Source organism: Providencia sp. PROV150 (genome assembly GCF_028481025.1).
Lineage (GTDB): Bacteria > Pseudomonadota > Gammaproteobacteria > Enterobacterales > Enterobacteriaceae > Providencia > Providencia hangzhouensis.
In genome coordinates, this window is sequence record NZ_JAMPPJ010000003.1 from 85,533 (window position 1) to 106,095 (window position 20,563).

The window sequence follows — 20,563 nt, forward strand, 5'->3', positions numbered from 1 at the left end:
CTCGGCTGTGGGCTTTAATTAAGCGCGCAGGAAGTCAATGTGCGTCACTTTTGGCTTAAATGGGTGACGTTGAACAGCCTGAACTTTTACTTTTGTTTCTTTACCATCGATAACCAGATTCAGAACTTCGTAAAATTCTGCTTTGCTTTCTTGGTTGATGATTTCATCGTGGTTAAGAGTTACAGAGATAGCTTCTTGGTTGCCACCGTAAACGATAGCTGGAAGCTGGTTATCTCTGCGCAGGCGGCGGCTCGCACCCTTACCCTGCTCTTTACGTTCAATTGCATTGATAGTTAACATTACTATTTCTCTATAAAAAGAAAATATAAATTCCTGCTACAGGCGACCCAGCAGCAGGTTCGAGATTTGGCCTAGGATAATCCATTCAGAGAACAAGATATCGGAAGGCGGGCGGCATTTTAACGAAAAATCGGCCATCCAGCAATCATTATGATCATTTTCGCGTTATGACAGGGGAGCAGCAACGCGAAAACGCCCTTGATAATCGAAGATTTTCTCTCGAATTTCCCAAAAGCGTTCTTTTTTGCGCGCGACAATAAATTGGGGATATCGTAATAAAGATTGTTGCACTAATATATCATTTGCATTATTCCACTTAAACGGAACACCTGGGGCACGCTGATGCTCACGTAAAAAACGATATTCGAACACGCGTTTTTGTGCGGGTGTGGCTAGGCGAAAACGTTCTGAAACACAGGTTCCATCTTCATCATAATAATTGATTTTAATCCATTCACCTTTGTTATCACTCCCTGTAATGAATTGCATACCACCACAACGAATAATTAACGCATCTTTGAGTTTTAAGGCGGCTTTTAGCATATCGTCAGGGTCGGTAAGCACTTCTTGGCATTTTTGACAGCGACGAGCCGCTATATCATTTTCTGCACCACAGTGTGGACATTGTTTAAAGCGAAAACGAAATTCACATTGTTTTTTCTGCTTATTTTCATCTTCTTCCCAGCCTTGGCAGCGCCGGCCGTAATGTTCAATAATTTGCCCATCAGAGGTACATTTTCCCCAAAAAATATTCGCAAATTGGCATAATGGGCAAAAAACTTGCACAGGCACACTGGTTGAATTTGGTTGACTTGACCCCACTTCAGGCCGAAATAAATCGTGTGGATTACCTGCGTAATCTAAGATTAAACAGCGTGTTTTTCCCTCATAAAGGCGTAATCCTCGGCCAACAATTTGTTGGTATAAGCTGACTGACTCTGTTGGCCGCAAAATAGCAATCACATCGACATGAGGCGCATCAAACCCTGTTGTTAATACTGAAACGTTAACGAGATAATGTAATTCTTTATTTTTAAATTGCTTAATAATTGCTTGCCTATCAATTGCTGGGGTTTCAGCCGTCACTAATGCCGCACTATTCTTCGGTAGATAACTCAGAATTTCTTTGGCATGCTCGACCGTCGCAGCAAAGATCATGCAGCCTTGTAACGGTGTTGCATATTCAATAACTTGCTCAATAATTTTAGGCGTAATGCGTTGTTGTTTTTTTAATGACAAATTAAGTTCTTGTTCGTTAAAAATACCCGATGATGTTAGTGAAACTTGGCTAAAATCATATTGTAAAACAGGCATGTCTAAGCGTTCAGGTGGAACTAAGAATTTGTTTTTAATCATATAGTGTAGGGGGAGTTCATAAATACACTCTCGGAAAAAACAATTTTCATCACCACGTACCATGCCATGGTAATGGTATTGGTAAATCCAGCCACTGTTAAGGCGGTATGGGGTGGCTGTTAATCCTAAAATACGTAATGAAGGGTTATTAGCTTGTAAAACTTGAATAATTTGTTGGTATTGGCTCTTATCATTCAAACTTATACGGTGACACTCATCAATAATCACTAGGGAAAAATGTGCGTCAAATGCCTTAAGATTGCGAGCAACGGATTGCACACTACCGAAAACCACTTTGCTTTGAGATTCTTTGCGGTTCAGGCCTGCGGCAAATATATCGGCTTGTAGGCCATATGCGAGGTACTTAGCATGGTTCTGCTCAACTAATTCTTTCACATGGGCTAATACCAACACTCGCCCACGAGCAAGCCGAGCCAATTCGGCAATCACTAAGCTTTTACCTGCTCCTGTTGGTAAGACAATCACGGCAGGGGCAGTCTGCTTGCGGAAATAATCAACTGTCGCATCGACAGCTTCTTGTTGGTAAGGGCGTAATACAAAAGGCATATTATTCAGTATTATGTAATTAAATCAGGTGAATGACGTTAAATTTAATTTAAAACGATGACTCTGTCTAAAGATGTAAGTTGCTGCGGTGAAACTATCACTTCACAGGGGTTATTGTTATAATGAATTATGTGATAGCAATCACAACAACCTTTCACTCTATATTCTGACAGTTGAGCGTTATTGTACGCTTCGCTGGCATTCCATCAAGTTAAGAGAATCTATGCGACTGGATAAATTTTTGTCCCAGCAATTAGGGATAAGCCGAAGTTTGGTAGCGCGAGAATTGCGCGCAGGGCTCGTAACGGTTGATGATGAAATCGTTAAGTCAGGGGCCTTTCAAGTTACGATTGATCATGAAGTCGCTTATGATGGTAATGTCCTCGTGCAAGTTACTGGGCCGCGTTATTTTATGTTACATAAGCCACAAGGCTATATTTGCTCAACAGATGACCCAACACATCCAACAATTCTTTTTTTTATTGATGAGCCTCTCGCACAAAAACTGCATTCAGCAGGGCGTTTAGATATCGATACAACGGGGCTTGTCTTATTAACTGATGATGGTCAGTGGTCACATCGCATTACTTCACCGAAGCATCATTGTGAAAAAACATACCGAGTTCAATTGAGTGACGATATCGCCAATGATGTTGCCGAGCAGTTTGCTCAGGGCGTTATGCTTAACGGGGAAAAATACCTAACTAAACCAGCAAAACTGGAAATTATCAGCCCTAGAGATGTCAGGTTGACGATTAGTGAAGGGCGTTATCATCAAGTGAAACGCATGTTTGCTGCGGTGGGGAACCATGTTTGTGGGTTACATCGTGAACGCGTTGGTGAAATTTGGCTCGATGAGACTCTTGAGCCCGGAGAATACCGTCCACTGACGGAAGAAGAGATCAACAGTATTAACGTACCACGTAAATAAATAGCAGGAGTTTAAAGAGTGCAACAGCAGCGTTCATCCTATTTGGGGCTGATACTAATTCTAGGTTTATTATCGATGTTAATGCCGTTGGCCATCGACATGTACCTGCCAAGCTTTCCGACGATGATGCATTATTTTAATGTAGATGAAGGGCGCATTCAAATGACGCTCAATAGCTACATTTTTGGTTTTGCTATAGGGCAATTATTTTATGGGCCGATGGCAGATAGCATTGGTCGTAAACCTGTTATCTTGGGTGGAGTCGTTGTTTTTGCAATTGCTTCAGCGGCTTGTGCTATCACTGAATCGATTGACTCACTGATTTGGTTGCGTTTTTTACATGGTTTTGCCGCGGCAGCTGCAAGTGTTGTGATTAATGCACTTATGCGGGATATGTTTACCCGTGATGAATTCTCAAGAAGTATGTCTTTTGTTGTCTTAGTGATGACAATCGCACCGTTATTAGCCCCTATTTTAGGGGGAGAGCTAATGCGCTGGTTCTCATGGCATGCAATTTTTTGGAGCATCGCTATTGCTGCGGTTATCGCTGTTATTTTAGTGAGCTGTTTTGTGCGGGAAACACTCCCCGTTGCCAAAAGGCAAAAATTTCATGTTGGAACAACATTAAGGCAATTTGCGACTTTATTTAGAGCAAAACAAGTATTGTTCTATATATTAGCGAGCTCATTTTCTTTTGCAGGAATGTTTTCGTTCTTAAATGCAGGCGCTTTTGTGTATATCGATTTAAATGGGGTATCTCCACAGAATTTCGGCTACTACTTTGGTATCAATATCATCTTCCTGTTTATTATGACGACCATTAATAGCCGTTATGTAAGGCATTTTGGCGCGGAGAAAATGCTTTACTTTGGTATTATTATCCAATTTGTGATGGGCGTGTGGTTGCTTGTTACAACGGCATTTACATTAGATTTTTGGACATTGGTTATCGGTGTTGCAATCTATGTTAGTGGAATAGCGATGATCACTTCTAACGCAATGGCAGTGATCTTGGATAATTATCCACATATTGCAGGAACCGTTTCTTCATTGGCAGGAACAATAAGGTTTTCAATTGGCGCACTCGTTGGAACTTTGTTATCACTAATACCTGCTCAGAGCGCATGGCCAATGGTCGGCTCTATGGTTGCTTGCGTGGCGCTCTCAATGTTATTTGTTTTACTAGCCAAAAAAACAAAATAAATCATATGTTTTCAAGTTTCATGGATGAAACTGAGAACACTCAATTCTCTTCTTCATTATTTATAACGGACTAATCAAAGTTTGTTCTAGTTACTTTCCCATATAATTCATTTATCTATTAGAGATAAAAGTGATTGCTCGATAAAATCGAGTGATAACGCAGTGGTATTAATAATCTTTAGTGAAAAATGATCTAAATCAATTATCATTACAGCTGAATTTGTTAAATTTATGTTTTGTGATTTGATATGCATTGCAACATTATTCATTAATAAAAATTTGGATTTACTTCAAAAATAAACTGTTTTTTACTATTTTCTTTTCACAAATGTAAAAAAAAGTTAAGTGTTTTATGCAAGATGTTAGGATGTAGCGATCAAAATTAGTTTATATTTTAAGATATTTGCTATTAAAATGAATATGCAATGATTTATGTCACAAAAATTTAACGACATTTTGTTTTTTTAATGTTATATTTAAGATTCGATATTTAACATTCATGTTACTTTTTGGATAACTTAAAGTTCGGTTTGAACGATGAATGAGTGGCTTAAGCCCATGTTAGGTCAAGTAAGAAATTAAATATCAATACTTGGCAAAATACTAGAATGTATCAATAGGATATCTTTGTGGAAAAATTAGGTCTTTCGGTGGTGCACAGGCTACCGCAAAGCTACCGCTGGTTATCAGGCAAAATAGGTACGGATGTTGAAGTTGTACCTATGAATGATGCCGATAGCGATAAGCTTGTGGGGCTGAAATTACTTAGCCATGACTGTGCGACAGATTGTATTGCAATGCAACAATTGTCTGAATCATTATCAGATATGCAGATTGCCAACGCGATCTTAGAGTGGCAAAAAGAAATTTGCCTATTTATTCATGCTAATGATGAGTTGGCAGCTATGTGCCGTTTAAAAGCCTCTGGCGTTGCTATTGCAGAACTTTCTTCTGGTTTTTATAGTGCTTAGTTTTGAGTATATTTAATATTTTATTAGTTGTTATAGTGGCTTGATTACTTATTATTATTTTAGTTACAGGTTTTATTCGGTTACGTGTTTAAAGCTTGTTTTTGAATGAGTATTATCGCGAGGTGGGCTTGGTGTTTTAGTTGTTTTTTACCTAAAAATCAAATGGCTATCACTAAGTTTAGTCAAAAAATTCCCAATAAAAAAGCTTCCATCAAATGGAAGCTTTTTTATTGGGAAGGGATATAGGATATTATAAAAACTTATGAGCCATTAATAATGCGCCTGCTGGCATAATATCTTTTACTCCAGTATGAGTTAGTCATTTCAGAAACGATAACACCACTACTGGTTGATGCATGGACAAATTTTTGGTCACCAATATAAATGCCAACATGCTTCATAGTACGGCCTGTTTTAAATAAAACAATATCACCGACTTTTAGATTATTACGTTTTACGCTTTTGCCGGAGGATTCTTGTTCAGAGGTCGTACGAGGGAGTTCAACACCAAATTGTTCAAGAAATGTTCTCTGTACGAAACTTGAGCAATCAACACCTTTCTTTGTTGTGCCACCAAGACGATAAGCTACGCCTTTCCAGCTTGCGTATTGATCCATTATTTTAGATTTGGTATCAACACTTTGTACTAACTCTTCGAATTCATCTTGAGATGCCATCGTCAGCGAGTCACCCGCAGAACCATTTAGCATACGAGTATCTGATTTAGCAGTATATTGTGTGTTTTTAGCTGACTTTGGGTTGGTACATGCTGTGAGCGTTACGGCGATTGCAATTGCCGGAACAATGCGCCAAGCATAGCGCTTAAGTTTTTCAGAGGTTAGCATTCTTATATATATCCCTTACCATTTTTCTTTTTAGTACTTTATTGTGTAAAAAGACACAAAAAAACTAAACTTATCCCTGTGAAAAACGCATTATAGATGGCAAAACTGTGTTTTTCGCAGAAAGTGTTTATCGTAGTACCACTAAACTTCGAGTGTACTAGTCATATTTAGTGACTTATTGAGTATAGGAGATATATCAATATTTACTAAATTTACTAAGACATTCTTTACATTTTTTTGTTTAGAAGATTCAGCATCGTAGTAGTACCAAATCAAACCTTTAAGAGCATACATAAACAAAAGCAAAATGGCGAGTTAATAGGGGTGAAATTTACAAAACATTAGATAAAAGTGCCTATTTGCCATTGGTTTATGTGACAATTGTCTACAATGAAGGATATTACTTATAAAGATGGTATTTTTAACTAGTAAAATATGAACTAAATCACACTTTTCTATGTGTTATTTCAGTGAATTTGCATAATTAAGGACTTTTCAAACTAGAAGTGTAAAGAAGTTTAAGTTTTTATTTAGAGGGAGTGTGTTTGTACTCAAATAAACAGCTTAATTTTTGTTAAGAAAGTCCATTAGAATAAAAAACGCTCAGAAAATAATTTAAAAAATAAAAGCACTGTATGTATATCAGTATTTTTTGGTTGTATTTATTAGCAATTCTCCACAATATTAATATCGACTAGTGAGTAGCATTCTACCATAACCATTCATAACCAATGTATTGTTAGAGCAACTCTAATAATACGTCAATATAACTAGATATTTAATGGTGACAGCAAAATAGGGGGCGAGGAATGTGTCTATATCTTAAGATTATAGTCACGATAAAGTCGTTGTTCGAAATCAGCAAACCGGCGATTTAGGGTGGAACGAGCAATTCTAGTTGAGAAATAATCAATGGGGATTAGGTTAGATGAGCCAAGGTTATCTATAATAATAAATTGACCATAAGGTTTATAGCCTAGTTGATAAACGATGTTATAAGTTTTGAGCGCCATCGTGGTAATAGCCTCTTTGTATATGTTCTTTTTAAATTGCTCATAAGCAATTTTCATGTTTCTTTTATGTTTCAAAAAAACTTGTTTATTTTTTAGATAATAATCTAAAGTATTTGAAACATTTCCTGTCTTATCTTTGATTAATTGGAATACGTACCCTAGCCCCCGATCAGTTTGCTGGGTGCCATAGTAATGAGAAATCGTTTTTACGGTAAGATTCCTTTTATACAAGCGTTTATAATAGCGAACCTCTCTTAATGTTTCTTTATCATCTCGCCCACTTAAATGAACTTTTACACATAGGTGATTATACTCAGGATGCTGATAACAAGCACGTTGCCTGCCTGATGCGATCAAGTTTTCAGAAGGTAATAAAATTTTTTTATCTAAGTTCATATTCATGATAATAAACACTTTTTTTAACAAATTTAAGGTGTTTGATATATAGATATACCTAAAATGGCATAACGACGATTTTTATAAATTAATTGACCAATGCTAATAGATTATATTTATAAAGTGTTGCATTTTGTGTGGTTAATTAAGTGTGAGGCAAGTCATATATTTTGTTTTGATAAATAATAAAACAAAAAATAAAAAACTACGGCTATAAATGAAATTATTAATATCCCTTTGGAATTAGTATGTCGTCCTCAGGCAATTCAGCCAAATAAATACTTTAACTGTAAATAAATTACAGGAAGTGACGATAACATAATTTTAAACGGGAATTTCGTTATGAATAGCTCAGTAAAAAAAATGGTAATGGCTTTTTTAGCAGTAACAGCATTGAACTCAAGCTTTTCAGTATTTGCATCTGAAAACAGTGAGGTAAAACGCAGCAATACAGGCGTTATTCGATTTACTGGAGCTATTGTAGCAGCGCCTTGTATTGTCGAAGCCAATGCGAATAAAGTAGAAACCAAATGCTGGAATGATAGTGGTAAGTTGGAAACCGCATCTGCAGATATTCGTAAACTAAAGAATCAAGAAATGTTGCTTCCGAATCAAAAAGGTACTCAACAATTCAACTGGATTAATAAAGATAAAACCCTAGGTATTTACACAATAAAATACGATTAATTTTGAGACGAACACAAATTGAATATAGCAAACTAAGATGAGAAGGTATGCAATGTTTAATTTTAATGACATATGCCTATGAACAATAAATTCATAGGCATATAAAGGCTTATTTCTTTCAAATCAAAAGCAGAAATTAATCACAACGGCCCATATAACGACGCTCAGCGATATGAATACGAATTTTTTCACCGGTTGTTAAATATTCAGGAACCTGAACTGTTAACCCTGTAGCCATCGTTGCAGGCTTAGTTCGTGCGCTAGCCGAAGCCCCTTTAATTGCTGGGGTTGTCTCAATAATGACCATATCAACCGTTTGCGGTAACTCTAAAGCAAGAACTTGCCCATCCATTGTTAACACTTGCATTCCTGGTAACCCTTCTTCAGGAATGAAAAGTAATTCTTCTTCAATATCGGCTTTTTTGAAAAGGTAGGGAGTATAGTCTTCATTGTCCATAAAGACATATTCATCACCATCAATATAAGAAAAGCTCACTCCACGACGGGTTAGGGAAATTGTTTCTAAAATATCATCGCCTTTGAAACGCTCTTCAACTTTCTGGCCCGTTTTGATATCAGTAAAGCGCATTTTATATAATGTACTCGCTCCACGAGCACTAGGTGCTTGAATATCAATGTCTTTTACAAGTAATAATTTGCCATTGTAGTTAATTGCTAAACCACGTTTGATTTCGTTGGCCTTGGCCATAAATAACCTTCTTTAGGGTTGTCAAAAAGAGTGCGACAAAATTACTCGCAGATAAAGAATTAGGCAAGATGCTGAAGTCAATTTTCAGTGAAAAATTTTTAGGTGACATATCAGTGTGGATATAACCAGAGGGCGATATCCACACTGAAAGGGTTAATAAATAGGTAGTAAGCCAGATAGTGACAATAAATGAGCAACCGCATTAATTAATCCAAAGAGGATCACAAAGCCAATAATAAAGCTCCCACCTGGTGCTTTGTAGCTGTTGTTAGGGTAACGTTTACGACTTGCTTTCGCCATCAGCGCAGGGACAATGACTGCCCAAATAGTAGCTGCCAACCCTGCAAAACCAATCGCATAAATAAACCCATTAGGAAAAATCAGTGCGAGTATTGTTGGTGGTAAAAAAGTGACTAAGACAGATTTAAGGCGCCCAAATTTGTTATCTGCAAATTTGAAAAAATCAGCAATAAAATCAAATAACCCTAAAGACACGCCTAAGAAAGAACTCGCTAGAGCCATATAAGAAAACAGGTTCAAAAATTGAGATATAAAGCTGCTCTGGGTAGAAATATTCATTTGAGCCAGTAATGCATCAATATTGTTGCCATTTTCTCTGATTTCAATAAATGACGTTCTTGGAATATTTCCTTGGATCGCATACTGCCACAAAATATAGATAACAACGGTAATGGTAGCCCCATAAACTAGGCTCTTAACAACACTACGGCTATCTTTATTATAATATTTAACTAATCCAGGAACATTACCGTGATAACCAAATGAGGTTAATAAATAGGGTAATGCGGCTAAGGCATAAGGAAGATATTGGCTTTCACCATGCTCAGTTTGGTTGAATAGGATAGCTGGTGATGCGGTTGAAATCATTCCACCGATTGACATAACAAAGGTGATGACCATCCCGCCAATTAAAATGGTACTTAACCTATCGACAGCACGAGTAGAAAGCCACACAAAAAAAGCCACAATAAATGCAAAAATAAAGCCTGCACCCGCTTGTGGTATTTGTATTTTTTCTGACAAATTCGCGGTGATGATAGAGCTTCCTGCAGAAATATAGGCGTAAGTAAGAATATAAAGCACAAAAGTAACGGATAAACTGTTAATAGAATTCCATGTCGTGCCTAATAAGTCTTTGACCATAGTATGGAAACTGGCGCCAGCTGGGTAATTCATATTGGCTTCTAAAATCATTAACCCAGAAAGTAACATGCAAATAAAGGTATAAATTAACAGTATGACAGAGCCTGTGAACCATACGCCGGAAGTCACCATAGGAATTGAAAACATACCTGCACCCACCGCAGTACCGGCAATGATCATCGCACCTCCTAATATAGAAGGATTTTTTTGTTGTGTTGTTCCATCAATAGCCATGGTGGCTCCTAAATATATCGTTTCACTGTACTAGCCAAATGATACGGTAAGAGTGCAGTATTGTAAATATCGTAAATAGAATAAAATAGGGAAAAATGAGTAATTAGAAAGGGATGGATGATAAACGTACAAAAAGAGGATGTTGTACGTTTACACTTGATTAGGCTTTGTGGTGATAGAAACGTTGTGTAAGCCAGAGGTCAACAGCATTGCGGCTAGCTTCAAAATGAGGCTCTGGGAGCTTATCAGGTGAAACCCACATTAAGTTTTCACATTTATCTGCTTCCATAATTTGAGGTTCAACCTCACCGTTATATTCAACATGCATACAAATAGAAACGGTATGTTTACCTTCTTGTTGATAAGTCTGTAAATTATTGCTGATACCAAAAACAGTTGGAGCTTGGATATCAATACCAATTTCTTCTTTTATTTCGCGAATGGCACAATCTTCAAAGGACTCACCAGGGTCCACATGTCCCCCGAAAATGGACCAATAGGGCGCATGTTTACTACTGCGTTTGCCCATCAAAATTTGCCCCTGTTTATTAGTGATTAGAACACCAACACCAGCGACGACGTGAGTATGCTGAGACATATATTCTCCTTATTATTTTATTTTTCAGCGCGCTGATCCTGACATAATCTTGTAGAAAAACAAGCAGGAAAAAGTACAAATATCACTGAAAACAATATGCTTTAATGTTATAACTATAATTAAATTTAAAGACACGATAATCATGATAAGGGAGATTAGTGGTTATGACTCGCCGGGTTGCTACAATTACATTAAATCCTGCTTACGACCTTGTGGGCTTATGCTCTACTATCGAAGTTGGTGAAGTCAATTTAGTCAAAACCGCTAGCCTCAACGCGGGTGGTAAAGGTGTCAATGTCGCAAAAGTGCTCCGTGACTTAGGTATTGATATCACTGTTAGTGGTTTTATGGGAAAGGATAACCAAGAAGAGTTTCAACATTTTTTCAGTGAAAATGGCATGGCGAACCGTTTTAGTATGGTGCCAGGGCGTACACGGATTAACGTGAAACTCACGGAAAATAATGGGGAGTCAACGGATTTCAACTTTTCAGGCTTTGAGGTCAGTAAAGACGATTGGAACCGTTTCTCCACAGAGTCACTTAATTGGTTAGGCCATTTCGATATGGTCGTTGTCAGTGGAAGTTTACCAAGTGGTATTGACCCAGAAGAATTCACTCGTTGGATGACTCGCCTTCGCCAATTATGCCCATGTATTATTTTCGATAGTAGCCGAGAAGCCTTAAAGGCAGGTTTGAAAGCGTCACCATGGCTAGTAAAACCTAATCGTTATGAATTAGAAAGTTGGGTTGGCCGAAAACTGCCAGATTTACAAGATGTTGTAGCCGCAGCGCATGAGTTAAGAGACAAAGGAATTTCTCATGTTGTTATTTCATTAGGAGAAGAAGGGGCTCTGTGGGTTAATGCTTCGGGTTCTTGGCTGGCGAAACCGCCACATTGTGAAGTGATAAGCACGGTTGGGGCTGGTGACTCGATGGTAGCAGGGCTAGCTTATGGGTTACTCAATGGTGAGTCCAGCGAGCATACGTTACGTATGGCGACCGCAATTTCTGCACTATCCGTTTCTCAGCCAGATGTCGGTTTAAAAAATAGAAACAAATTAGCGGATATGATGGCAAAAATTGAAATGAAATCGTTATAGTTAATGAATTTCAAACAACCCCCACATGATAATGCGGGGGTTGTTATATTAGAAAGCCAATAATTAGCTACTTTGCTGTGCTTTCAACCATGCAATTTCTTGCGGCCAAATATCGGGATTAATGGTTTCTAAAATCAAGGGGATACCATCGAAACGGCTATCTTGCATAATATACGTGAATGGAACAAAACCAATATTCCCTTCACCTAAACTATGGTGGCGGTCAACACGACTGGCAAATTCACTTTTAGCATCATTAAGGTGCATTCCCTTTAGAAACTCAAAACCAACAATGTCTGCAAATTGGCTAAATGTGTTGTCACAATCTTCGGCTGTGCGTAAGTCATAACCTGCGGCAAATGCGTGGCAAGTATCAATACAAACGCCTACACGGCTTTTATCTTTCACCCGTTCAATAATTTTTGCAAGATGCGTAAAGTCAAAGCCTAAGTTAGTGCCTTGTCCCGCCGTGTTTTCAATTACAGCGGTCACGCCTTCGGTCTCAGCAAGGGCAATATTAATAGATTCAGCAATGCGAGCTAAACAATCGTCAATTTCAATTTTCTTTAAATGACTACCGGGGTGAAAGTTAAGTAAATCAATACCTAATTGTTCACAACGCTGCATTTCATCGATAAAAGCGACACGAGATTTCTCTAGAGCCTCAAATTCGGGGTGACCTAAATTGATCAAATAGCTGTCATGAGGAAGGATTTGGTGTTTACCGTACCCATATTTTTTGCAGTTATCTTTAAATTTCTTAATTACGTCTTCGCTTAGTGGCGCAGCTTTCCATTGGCGCTGATTTTTTGTGAACAAAGCAAAAGCGGTTGCATTGATTTCATGTGCGCGAATAACAGCTTGGTCAACCCCACCAGAGGCGCTGACATGTGCTCCAATATATTTCATTTTTGACTCCTTTTTGTTGGAGTATGCCATTAATAAGCAAATAAATGAAATCAACAAAAAAGCCACCCATTGAGGTGGCTAAAAGTGAGGAGAATATATGCTAAAAAATGCTTTGAATCAGTATGTTAATTAAGAGCCCACCGACAATCAACCAAACAAACAGGATAAGTGCCATCAGTAATGGCTTAATACCCGCTTGGCGAATAGCACTAACATGGGTAGTTAACCCTAAAGCAACCATTGCCATAGCCAGTAAAATCGTATCCAAGGCTATGATTTGTTGTACGAATACATGGGGCAGTAAATTGAGTGAATTGAAACCTGCGACAACAATAAAAAATACGGCGAACCAAGGAATCGTAATTTTACTTTTCTGAGTGTTTGTTGTTTGGTTTGCGGTTGTTTTACGGCTTAAGAAAGCCGATAAAATAATCAAAAAAGGCGCAAGCATCATTACACGGATCATTTTGGCGATGACAGAGGCATTTTCTGCCTCAGTACCAATAGTGTGGCCTGCTGCAACAACCTGTGCAACTTCATGTACTGTTGAACCGATATAAATCCCAAAAGTTTCTTCTGTTGCAGGAAACCAGCCAAAGTGCGCATTTAATTGGTAAATCCAAGGATAAACAAAAATACAAATAGTCCCAAAGATAACAACCGTTGATACGGCAACCGCAACTTTACTTGCAGAAGCTTTCACCACGGGTTCAGTAGCCATGACTGCGGCTGCGCCACAAATACTACTACCTGCACCAATCAATAACGTGGTTTCTTCATCAAGACCGAACACTTTTTTACCTAGCCAATATGCTAATAAAAAAGTTGAGGTTAATGTTAAGGCATCAATGATAACCCCTGTAGCACCTACATCCGTAATTTGTTGGAAAGTAAGGCGAAAACCATACAAAATTATACCCGCACGGAGAAAATAGTGCTTAGCAAATTTAATGCCGGCATCACAAGATTGACTGGCTACGGGGTAAAAAGTATTCCCTACAATAATTCCTAATAAGATTGCGAGGGTTAATGCACCTAAGCCGATATCCATAAACCAGGGTTGGTCACCTAGGTAAATTGCAATAGCAGTCAGAATACCGGCTAAAATAATACCGGGTATCAGTTTTAATATAGGATTTAGGTTATTCCGCTCAAGGGTGCTGGTGTCACTTTTATTCATGATAATGCTCTTTATTACCGCTTATAAGATTTAGTAATAAGGATATAACAAAATCAATAATAATTTAAATTGATTGTCTTCATATAATCTACCACTAAAATAGATTAGAAAGTTTCTTCTGGAATATTGCAAATAAATCGTTAATATTAACATTATTATTACAAATACTAAAAATCACGTTGGGGCTTACCTTTATGCGAATTACACTTAGGCAACTTGAGGTTTTTACGGAAGTATTAAAGAGTGGCTCCACGACGCAAGCATCTCAGTTATTAGCGCTTTCACAATCTGCAGTCAGTGCGTCGCTAACGGATTTAGAAGGTCAATTAGGCGTTCAATTATTTGACCGTGTGGGTAAACGACTTGTTACTAATGAGCACGGAAGACTTTTATATCCAAAAGCGTTAGCGTTATTAGAGCAAGGGTTAGAAGTTGAGCAACTCTTTAAAAAAGAGATGGGCGCCGTGCGTCTTGCTGCCAGTACAACGATTGGTAATTATATTTTACCCGAAGTCTTAGCGGGGTATCGTCATGACCACCCTGATATTCCTTTAGAGCTTTTTATTAGTAATACAGAAGAAATTATTAAGGCAGTCATGGAATTTAGGGCGGATGTTGGGTTAATTGAAGGTGTTTGTCATAGCCCTGAATTAATTTCTAAAGCATGGTTAAAAGATGAGCTCGTTATTTTTGTTTCCCCCCAAAACCCATTAGCGAATAAAAAAGTCTCTTTAAAAGATTTGCGTGACGCGCCTTGGATTTTGCGTGAAAGGGGGTCAGGTACACGGGATGTCCTTGACCAACTATTATTTGCACATCTTCCGGGCTTTCATATTTTGATGGAGCTAGGAAATTCAGAAGCTATCAAGCATGCAGTTCGTTACGGGATAGGTATAAGCTGTTTATCACGTCGAGTGATCGAAGAACAATTAGAAAATGGCTCTCTAGTCGAATTAAAAATAGACGACCTTCATTTAGAAAGAACGCTATATTTGATTTATCACCGCCAAAAGCATATTTCGAGTGCGATTACTAATCTTCTGTCTTACTGTAATTAAAAATCCTCGTCATCTTTTAACCTGTCGCGTTGTTGGCTGCAATCGACGACCCAAGTCACATACTAATGTATGCTCCTTGGATAGTCTCAATTGCCGCCTAGCGACACGCTAAAAGCTATAGAGGATTGCAGTGAACGTGTTGCACTAGTGATAGGCTATCGCGTTGTTGGCTGCACTTTTTATGTGCCTTGAACAGTCACATTTGCCGCTACAGACACGATAAAGAGAATAAAACGTCGTCCTCTTATTAAGAGGGTATACTGAATTTTTTGAGATAACGCGTTTTACTTATAATTTTGTATGAATTATGAAGGTATCTTATAACAGTGAAGAGTTGCTTAGTTCTCACAGTCTATTTTGCTAGAATCCATGCGATATTAGCTGAATAATAAAATACAGGGAACAAATGTCAGAACAACATACCAATACTATCTCGCAGGGCGGCCCACAAAGACTACGCCGTGAGTTAAAGGCGCGCCATCTTGCGATGATTGCTATCGGTGGATCTATCGGTACCGGTTTATTCGTTGCATCCGGTGCAACGGTTGCACAAGCAGGCCCCGGTGGAGCACTCCTTTCTTATGCTATCATTGGCTTAATGGTCTATTTTTTAATGACCAGTTTAGGTGAATTAGCCGCTTATATGCCTGTCTCAGGCTCATTTGCAACCTATGGTGCAAAATATGTCGATGAAGGTTTTGGTTTCGCACTAGGGTGGAACTACTGGTACAACTGGGCTGTAACAATTGCAGTTGACTTAGTTGCTGCTCAATTGGTGATGACCTATTGGTTCCCAGATACCCCAGGTTGGATTTGGAGCGCTATTTTCCTTGCGATTATTTTCTTACTGAATTTCATCTCTGTGAAAGGGTTTGGTGAGGCGGAATACTGGTTCTCATTAATAAAAGTCACCACAGTCGTTATTTTTATTGTTGTTGGCGTATTAATGATTTTTGGCATCATGAGCGGTGCGGAAAATGCCGGGTGGCATAACTGGGAAATTGGTGATGCACCTTTTGCGGGTGGTTTTTCAGCAATGATTGGCGTGGCAATGATAGTTGGGTTCTCATTCCAAGGAACTGAATTAATCGGTATTGCTGCGGGGGAATCGAAAGATCCTGCCAAAAATATTCCCAAAGCAGTACGCAAAGTATTTTGGCGGATATTGTTATTCTATATCTTTGCAATCTTAATTATTAGTTTGATCATTCCTTATACTGATCCAAGCTTACTGCGTAATGATGTAAAAGATATTAGTGTGAGTCCATTCACTTTAGTATTTGAAAATGCAGGTTTATTATCTGCTGCTGCGGTGATGAATGCGGTTATCTTAACGGCAGTATTATCGGCAGGTAACTCGGGTATGTACGCATCAACGCGTATGTTGTATACCTTAGCGCGTGAAGGTAAAGCACCACGTATTTTCGCTCGTTTATCTAAAGGTGGCGTACCTCGTTATGCGTTGTTAGCAACGACGGTTATTGCGGGCTTATGTTTCTTGAGTTCCATGTTTGGAAACCAGACGGTGTACTTGTGGCTATTAAATACATCGGGGATGACAGGGTTTATTGCTTGGTTAGGTATTGCAATTAGCCATTATCGTTTCCGTAGAGGCTATATTGCACAAGGGAAAGATCTTAATGACTTACCTTATCGTTCAGGTTTCTTCCCAATTGGTCCTATTTTTGCCTTTATTTTGTGTTTAACAATTACATTAGGCCAAAACTACCAAGCCTTTTTAGAAGATAAAATTGATTGGGTAGGGGTTACGGCAACTTATATTGGAATTCCGCTGTTTTTAGCAATTTGGTTTGGTTATAAGATAGTGAAGAAAACAACGTTTATTCGCTATAAAGATATGAGCTTTCCAAGTTACCGAGAAAATTTAGATAAATAATATTCTTAGAATATCTATCATAAAAAACAGCACTCTTTATAGGGTGCTGTTTTTTTATATATAGCGCAACAAACCTGCATTTTGGCGGTAAAATAGGCTGAATGTTTGGCTTTACGATAATGGTCACAGAATTCCATTGATGAAAGTCATGATTAAACTAATAATCGTATTGATAAGTATTCTTATTTGCTTTATTGTTACCGCATAAAAAAAAGGTAAGTCAATGAGGTTAATAGTGGAGCTTAATACTATGTCGTCGGTAGCCAAGAAGTCTGTAGCTAGGTCGGTAGTAAAAGGAATAGGTTTAGCGTTATTAGCAAGTGCCAGTATGAGCGCTTGGGCTGCAACAGTGACTGATATTGCAGGCCGTACTGTTGAGGTTCCTGATAATGTTAATCGCATTTTATTAGGTGAAGGGCGCCTGTTTAGTGCAATAGCTCTGCTGGAAGGTGATAAACCTATTGACCGAATTGTCGGTTGGCAAGGTGACCTTCGAAAACTAGACCCTCAAACCTACGCTGTTTATAAAGCTAAATTCCCTGAAATTGACAATATTCCACTGATTGGTAATACCAGCGCAGATAGCGTCAGTTCAGAAAAAGTATTAACCCTAAACCCTGATATTGCGATTTTTGGTTTGTCAGGCCATGGGCCGGGTAAAAACAGTGAATTAGTTAACCAGCTTGAGAAAGCCGGCGTGCCTGTTGTATTTGTGGATTTCCGTGATAAACCACTGGAAAACACATTACCAAGTATGCGTTTACTTGGTAAAGCGTTAAACCGCGAACAGGCAGCAAATAAATATGTCGATTTTTATGAAAGAAACCAAAAATTAGTCACTGATATTACTTCTAAAATACCAGAAGATAAAAAACCAAGTGTTTTTATTGAATTACGTGCTGGTGCTTTTGAAGATTGCTGTGGTACCGCTGGCGATGGAAATATGGGGAACTTTATTGATTTAGCTGGTGGTAAAAATATTGCTAAAGGCGTTTTGCCGGGCGCGCTTGGTACGATGAACTTAGAGAAAATCATTGCTGCGGACCCAAATATTTACATTGCATCTGGAGCAAAAGCACCGGGAAGTAAAGATGCAGGCGTTCAATTAGGGGCGCAAAGTTCATTAGCTGATGCGAAAGAAAGCCTGAAAAAAATAACTGAACGTAAAGGAATTAGCTCGCTATCAGCCATAAAAGATAAGCAAGATTATGCTATCTGGCACAATTACTATAACTCTCCATACAATGTGATTGCGACGCAAGTTTTCGCCAAATGGTTTTACCCAGAACAATTTACCGATCTTGAACCGCAAAAAACACTGGATGAATTACATAGAGAGTTTCTCGCTATCGAACCAACCGGTGTATATTGGGTCAGCGAAAAGTAATGAAAATGGGTAAGAATTGATGAGTATTACGAGCGAGCCAATAGTTGCGGCTGAAAAAGCAGCGATTCAGGCTGACAACAATGTAAAACAACATTATCAAAATATGTTGCGTCGTCGATTGACATGGATAGCTGTTATCGTCGCTGCGATTTTATTATCACTGGTTATTGATTTCACCTTAGGTCCTTCAGGGTTATCCCTTGAACGCTTATGGCAAACCTTAATGACCCCAGAAGCAGTTGATGCAGGAACTCGAGTCATTGTTTGGGATATCCGTCTGCCATATGCATTGATGGCCGTGGTGATTGGTATGTCATTAGGACTTGCTGGTGCTGAGATGCAAACGATCCTTAATAACCCGTTAGCGAGCCCATTTACACTAGGGGTATCTAATGCGGCGGCTTTTGGTGCCGCATTGGCGATTGTTTCAGGGATTGCAATTCCAGGCGTGCCTGACCAATGGGTAATATCAGCCAATGCCTTTATTTTTGCATTATTAGCAGCCTTGATGTTAGACGCGGTAACTCGCTGGACGCGTGTAGCAACCTCAGGTGTCGTATTGTTCGGTATTGCACTTGTGTTTACCTTTAATGCATTGGTTTCTATGATGCAATTCATCGCAACAGAAGATACCTTGCAGGGTTTAGTCTTTTGGACGATGGGCAGTTTATCAAAAGCAACATGGGTAAAACTTGGTGTGATGGCATTGGTTTTCGCGCTTGTTTTCCCGGTTGCCATGATGAGTTCATGGAAATTAACGGCTTTAAGGTTGGGTGAAGATAGGGCGATCAGTTTCGGTATTGATGTGCGCCGTTTAAGGCTAACAACATTATTACGTATTAGTATTTTATCGGCTTTAGCGGTGGCGTTTGTGGGGCCTATCGCCTTTATTGGTTTAGTCGCACCGCATATTGCAAGGTTGATTTTTGGTGAAGATCACCGTTTTTATCTGCCAGCAAGTGCATTAATTGGGGCGTTAATCTTATCAATGGCCTCAATAGCGTCGAAGAATATTATTCCGGGTGTGATTATTCCTGTTGGGATTGTGACATCGTTAGTGGGTGTGCCGTTCTTCTTAAGCATTATTTTACGTCATAGAGGGAACGTATCATGAGTGGCCTGATTATTAACCAATTTAATGCAGGTTACCCAAAACGCCCCGTAATTGAGAACCTATCGACGGATATCTTACCTCGCGGCAAGATCACGGTATTACTTGGGCCCAATGGTAGTGGCAAATCCACATTATTGCGTTCTTTGGCGGGGTTAAATAAAGCTACAGGGCAGCTGTTACTGGATGGCAAGGACTTAACTCAACAGAGTTTTGCCCAACGAGCACAAAATGTGGTGTATTTACCGCAAACGTTACCTGCTGGTGTACATCTGTATGTTTTAGAGTCAGTGATTGTTGCTCAACGTGCTTCAGGCGGTTTGAGCAATGAGAATAGTAAAGACGAAGTGATGGGGTTATTACGTCAATTGGGTATTGAACATTTGGCGTTAAGTTATTTAGACCAACTTTCAGGTGGTCAAAAACAATTAGTGGGTTTGGCACAATCTTTAATTCGTCAACCCAACTTATTGTTATTAGATGAACCTTTAAGTGCACTGGATTTAAATTACCAATATCATGTGATGGATTTAGTCGCGAAAGAAACGAAACGTCGAAATATAATCACGGTTGTGGTGGTTCATGATATTAACATTGCTCTCAAACACGCAGAACATGTATTAATGTTGAAGCAAGGTAATTTAATTGCTCAAGGTGAACCTGCTGAGGTAATTACCCCTGAAAGCCTTGCTGAGGTCTATGGTGTACGCGGTCGTATCGAACGTTGTTCGCAAGGTGTTCCGCAAGTCCTAATAGATGGGCTGGTTGATAAATTAGCAAGTTAATATCGTAATAGAATAATGTGCTTGCAGCACTCGGCAAGCACATTAAATAAAATGAGAGGATGCAATATTAAAGAAATAAACAAATTAAATATTATTTAATAGTAATTACCCACAGGAAATTTAATTGAATTATATAATAGTTTTTTACCATGAATTTCCTAT

19 protein-coding genes are annotated in these 20,563 nt (G+C 38.7%); 10 read left to right on the plus strand and 9 right to left on the minus strand.

The genetic code is table 11. The annotated features are described in order from the left end of the window. Positions 1–18: 18 nt before the first annotated feature. Together rplY and PSE83_RS03670 are read right to left on the minus strand one after the other, a co-directional pair. Positions 19–300 carry a 50S ribosomal protein L25 gene (gene rplY / locus PSE83_RS03665; protein ID WP_004260060.1) on the minus strand — a complete coding sequence of 94 codons (282 nt, stop codon included), beginning with the start codon at positions 298–300 and terminating at the stop codon, positions 19–21. A gap of 165 nt (positions 301–465) precedes the next feature. Then, on the minus strand, positions 466–2,223 hold the full coding sequence (locus PSE83_RS03670) for a DEAD/DEAH box helicase (protein ID WP_004260062.1): 1,758 nt from the start codon (positions 2,221–2,223) through the stop codon (positions 466–468). Between the two features lie 223 nt (positions 2,224–2,446). Here PSE83_RS03670 and rsuA point away from each other — a divergent pair, with 223 nt between their 5' ends. The 3 genes from rsuA to PSE83_RS03685 all read left to right on the plus strand — a co-directional run bounded on the left by rsuA (position 2,447) and on the right by PSE83_RS03685 (position 5,328). Continuing rightward, positions 2,447–3,154 (plus strand): 16S rRNA pseudouridine(516) synthase RsuA, encoded by a 708-nt coding sequence (rsuA, locus tag PSE83_RS03675; RefSeq protein WP_004260064.1) that lies wholly within the window; start codon positions 2,447–2,449, stop codon positions 3,152–3,154. Positions 3,155–3,172: 18 nt separating this feature from the next. Continuing rightward, positions 3,173–4,357 (plus strand): Bcr/CflA family multidrug efflux MFS transporter, encoded by a 1,185-nt coding sequence (locus tag PSE83_RS03680; protein WP_036958095.1) that lies wholly within the window; start codon positions 3,173–3,175, stop codon positions 4,355–4,357. Between the two features lie 629 nt (positions 4,358–4,986). Further along, on the plus strand, positions 4,987–5,328 hold the full coding sequence (locus tag PSE83_RS03685) for a hypothetical protein (RefSeq protein ID WP_004260080.1): 342 nt from the start codon (positions 4,987–4,989) through the stop codon (positions 5,326–5,328). A 260-nt stretch (positions 5,329–5,588) separates the two neighbouring features. On the opposite strand, the gene mepS is transcribed toward PSE83_RS03685, so the two are convergent. After that, positions 5,589–6,173, minus strand: a complete 585-nt coding sequence (mepS, locus tag PSE83_RS03690; RefSeq protein ID WP_004253117.1) for a bifunctional murein DD-endopeptidase/murein LD-carboxypeptidase — start codon at positions 6,171–6,173, stop codon at positions 5,589–5,591. Between the two features lie 815 nt (positions 6,174–6,988). Continuing rightward, positions 6,989–7,588, minus strand: coding sequence for a YrbL family protein (locus PSE83_RS03695; RefSeq protein WP_094960616.1), 600 nt, complete (start codon positions 7,586–7,588; stop codon positions 6,989–6,991). 336 nt (positions 7,589–7,924) lie between these two features. On the opposite strand from PSE83_RS03695, the gene PSE83_RS03700 reads away from it, so the two are divergent. Then, a complete protein-coding gene (locus tag PSE83_RS03700) occupies positions 7,925–8,269 on the plus strand; it encodes a hypothetical protein (RefSeq protein WP_004253122.1) in 345 nt (114 codons plus the stop codon). 136 nt (positions 8,270–8,405) lie between these two features. On the opposite strand, the gene yeiP is transcribed toward PSE83_RS03700, so the two are convergent. The 3 genes from yeiP to PSE83_RS03715 all read right to left on the minus strand — a co-directional run bounded on the left by yeiP (position 8,406) and on the right by PSE83_RS03715 (position 10,974). Next, on the minus strand, positions 8,406–8,978 hold the full coding sequence (yeiP, locus tag PSE83_RS03705) for an elongation factor P-like protein YeiP (protein ID WP_004253124.1): 573 nt from the start codon (positions 8,976–8,978) through the stop codon (positions 8,406–8,408). 153 nt (positions 8,979–9,131) lie between these two features. Further along, a complete protein-coding gene (gene mtr, locus PSE83_RS03710; protein ID WP_196724964.1) occupies positions 9,132–10,376 on the minus strand; it encodes a tryptophan permease in 1,245 nt (414 codons plus the stop codon). 160 nt (positions 10,377–10,536) lie between these two features. Then, a complete protein-coding gene (locus tag PSE83_RS03715) occupies positions 10,537–10,974 on the minus strand; it encodes a nucleotide triphosphate diphosphatase NUDT15 (protein WP_004253127.1) in 438 nt (145 codons plus the stop codon). A gap of 164 nt (positions 10,975–11,138) precedes the next feature. On the opposite strand from PSE83_RS03715, the gene fruK reads away from it, so the two are divergent. Further along, the gene (gene fruK, locus PSE83_RS03720) at positions 11,139–12,074 is read left to right on the plus strand and encodes a 1-phosphofructokinase (protein ID WP_198633323.1); all 936 of its coding nucleotides are present in this window, start codon (positions 11,139–11,141) and stop codon (positions 12,072–12,074) included. Positions 12,075–12,137: 63 nt separating this feature from the next. On the opposite strand, the gene nfo is transcribed toward fruK, so the two are convergent. Together nfo and PSE83_RS03730 are read right to left on the minus strand one after the other, a co-directional pair. Further along, complete coding sequence (gene nfo / locus PSE83_RS03725; RefSeq protein WP_036957604.1) at positions 12,138–12,983, minus strand: deoxyribonuclease IV; 846 nt, start codon at positions 12,981–12,983, stop codon at positions 12,138–12,140. Positions 12,984–13,083: 100 nt separating this feature from the next. Next, complete coding sequence (locus tag PSE83_RS03730) at positions 13,084–14,163, minus strand: YeiH family protein (protein WP_272660668.1); 1,080 nt, start codon at positions 14,161–14,163, stop codon at positions 13,084–13,086. A 194-nt stretch (positions 14,164–14,357) separates the two neighbouring features. Between PSE83_RS03730 and yieE the strand changes: the two genes are divergently transcribed. The 5 genes from yieE to PSE83_RS03755 all read left to right on the plus strand — a co-directional run bounded on the left by yieE (position 14,358) and on the right by PSE83_RS03755 (position 20,401). After that, positions 14,358–15,221 carry a DNA-binding transcriptional regulator YeiE gene (yieE, locus tag PSE83_RS03735; RefSeq protein WP_004253145.1) on the plus strand — a complete coding sequence of 288 codons (864 nt, stop codon included), beginning with the start codon at positions 14,358–14,360 and terminating at the stop codon, positions 15,219–15,221. A 406-nt stretch (positions 15,222–15,627) separates the two neighbouring features. Next, positions 15,628–17,118, plus strand: a complete 1,491-nt coding sequence (locus PSE83_RS03740) for an amino acid permease (protein ID WP_004253146.1) — start codon at positions 15,628–15,630, stop codon at positions 17,116–17,118. Positions 17,119–17,368: 250 nt separating this feature from the next. Next, positions 17,369–18,505, plus strand: coding sequence for an ABC transporter substrate-binding protein (locus tag PSE83_RS03745; protein ID WP_036957608.1), 1,137 nt, complete (start codon positions 17,369–17,371; stop codon positions 18,503–18,505). A gap of 19 nt (positions 18,506–18,524) precedes the next feature. After that, positions 18,525–19,619: a FecCD family ABC transporter permease gene (locus tag PSE83_RS03750; RefSeq protein WP_004253151.1), complete on the plus strand. Its 1,095-nt coding sequence runs from the start codon at positions 18,525–18,527 to the stop codon at positions 19,617–19,619. After that, complete coding sequence (locus tag PSE83_RS03755) at positions 19,613–20,401, plus strand: ABC transporter ATP-binding protein (RefSeq protein WP_272660672.1); 789 nt, start codon at positions 19,613–19,615, stop codon at positions 20,399–20,401. The genes PSE83_RS03750 and PSE83_RS03755 overlap by 7 nt, the downstream gene beginning before the upstream one ends. Positions 20,402–20,563: the final 162 nt, after the last annotated feature.

Bases quoted from the DNA above. Each gene is read 5' to 3' on its own strand.
- rplY (WP_004260060.1), bottom strand. From the start codon at position 300: ATGTTAACTATCAATGCAATTGAACGTAAAGAGCAGGGTAAGGGTGCG.
- PSE83_RS03670 (WP_004260062.1), bottom strand. From the start codon at position 2,223: ATGCCTTTTGTATTACGCCCTTACCAACAAGAAGCTGTCGATGCGACA.
- rsuA (WP_004260064.1), top strand. From the start codon at position 2,447: ATGCGACTGGATAAATTTTTGTCCCAGCAATTAGGGATAAGCCGAAGT.
- mepS (WP_004253117.1), bottom strand. From the start codon at position 6,173: ATGCTAACCTCTGAAAAACTTAAGCGCTATGCTTGGCGCATTGTTCCG.
- PSE83_RS03695 (WP_094960616.1), bottom strand. From the start codon at position 7,588: ATGAATATGAACTTAGATAAAAAAATTTTATTACCTTCTGAAAACTTG.
- PSE83_RS03700 (WP_004253122.1), top strand. From the start codon at position 7,925: ATGAATAGCTCAGTAAAAAAAATGGTAATGGCTTTTTTAGCAGTAACA.
- yeiP (WP_004253124.1), bottom strand. From the start codon at position 8,978: ATGGCCAAGGCCAACGAAATCAAACGTGGTTTAGCAATTAACTACAAT.
- mtr (WP_196724964.1), bottom strand. From the start codon at position 10,376: ATGGCTATTGATGGAACAACACAACAAAAAAATCCTTCTATATTAGGA.
- PSE83_RS03715 (WP_004253127.1), bottom strand. From the start codon at position 10,974: ATGTCTCAGCATACTCACGTCGTCGCTGGTGTTGGTGTTCTAATCACT.
- fruK (WP_198633323.1), top strand. From the start codon at position 11,139: ATGACTCGCCGGGTTGCTACAATTACATTAAATCCTGCTTACGACCTT.
- nfo (WP_036957604.1), bottom strand. From the start codon at position 12,983: ATGAAATATATTGGAGCACATGTCAGCGCCTCTGGTGGGGTTGACCAA.
- PSE83_RS03730 (WP_272660668.1), bottom strand. From the start codon at position 14,163: ATGAATAAAAGTGACACCAGCACCCTTGAGCGGAATAACCTAAATCCT.
- yieE (WP_004253145.1), top strand. From the start codon at position 14,358: ATGCGAATTACACTTAGGCAACTTGAGGTTTTTACGGAAGTATTAAAG.
- PSE83_RS03740 (WP_004253146.1), top strand. From the start codon at position 15,628: ATGTCAGAACAACATACCAATACTATCTCGCAGGGCGGCCCACAAAGA.
- PSE83_RS03745 (WP_036957608.1), top strand. From the start codon at position 17,369: ATGTCGTCGGTAGCCAAGAAGTCTGTAGCTAGGTCGGTAGTAAAAGGA.
- PSE83_RS03750 (WP_004253151.1), top strand. From the start codon at position 18,525: ATGAGTATTACGAGCGAGCCAATAGTTGCGGCTGAAAAAGCAGCGATT.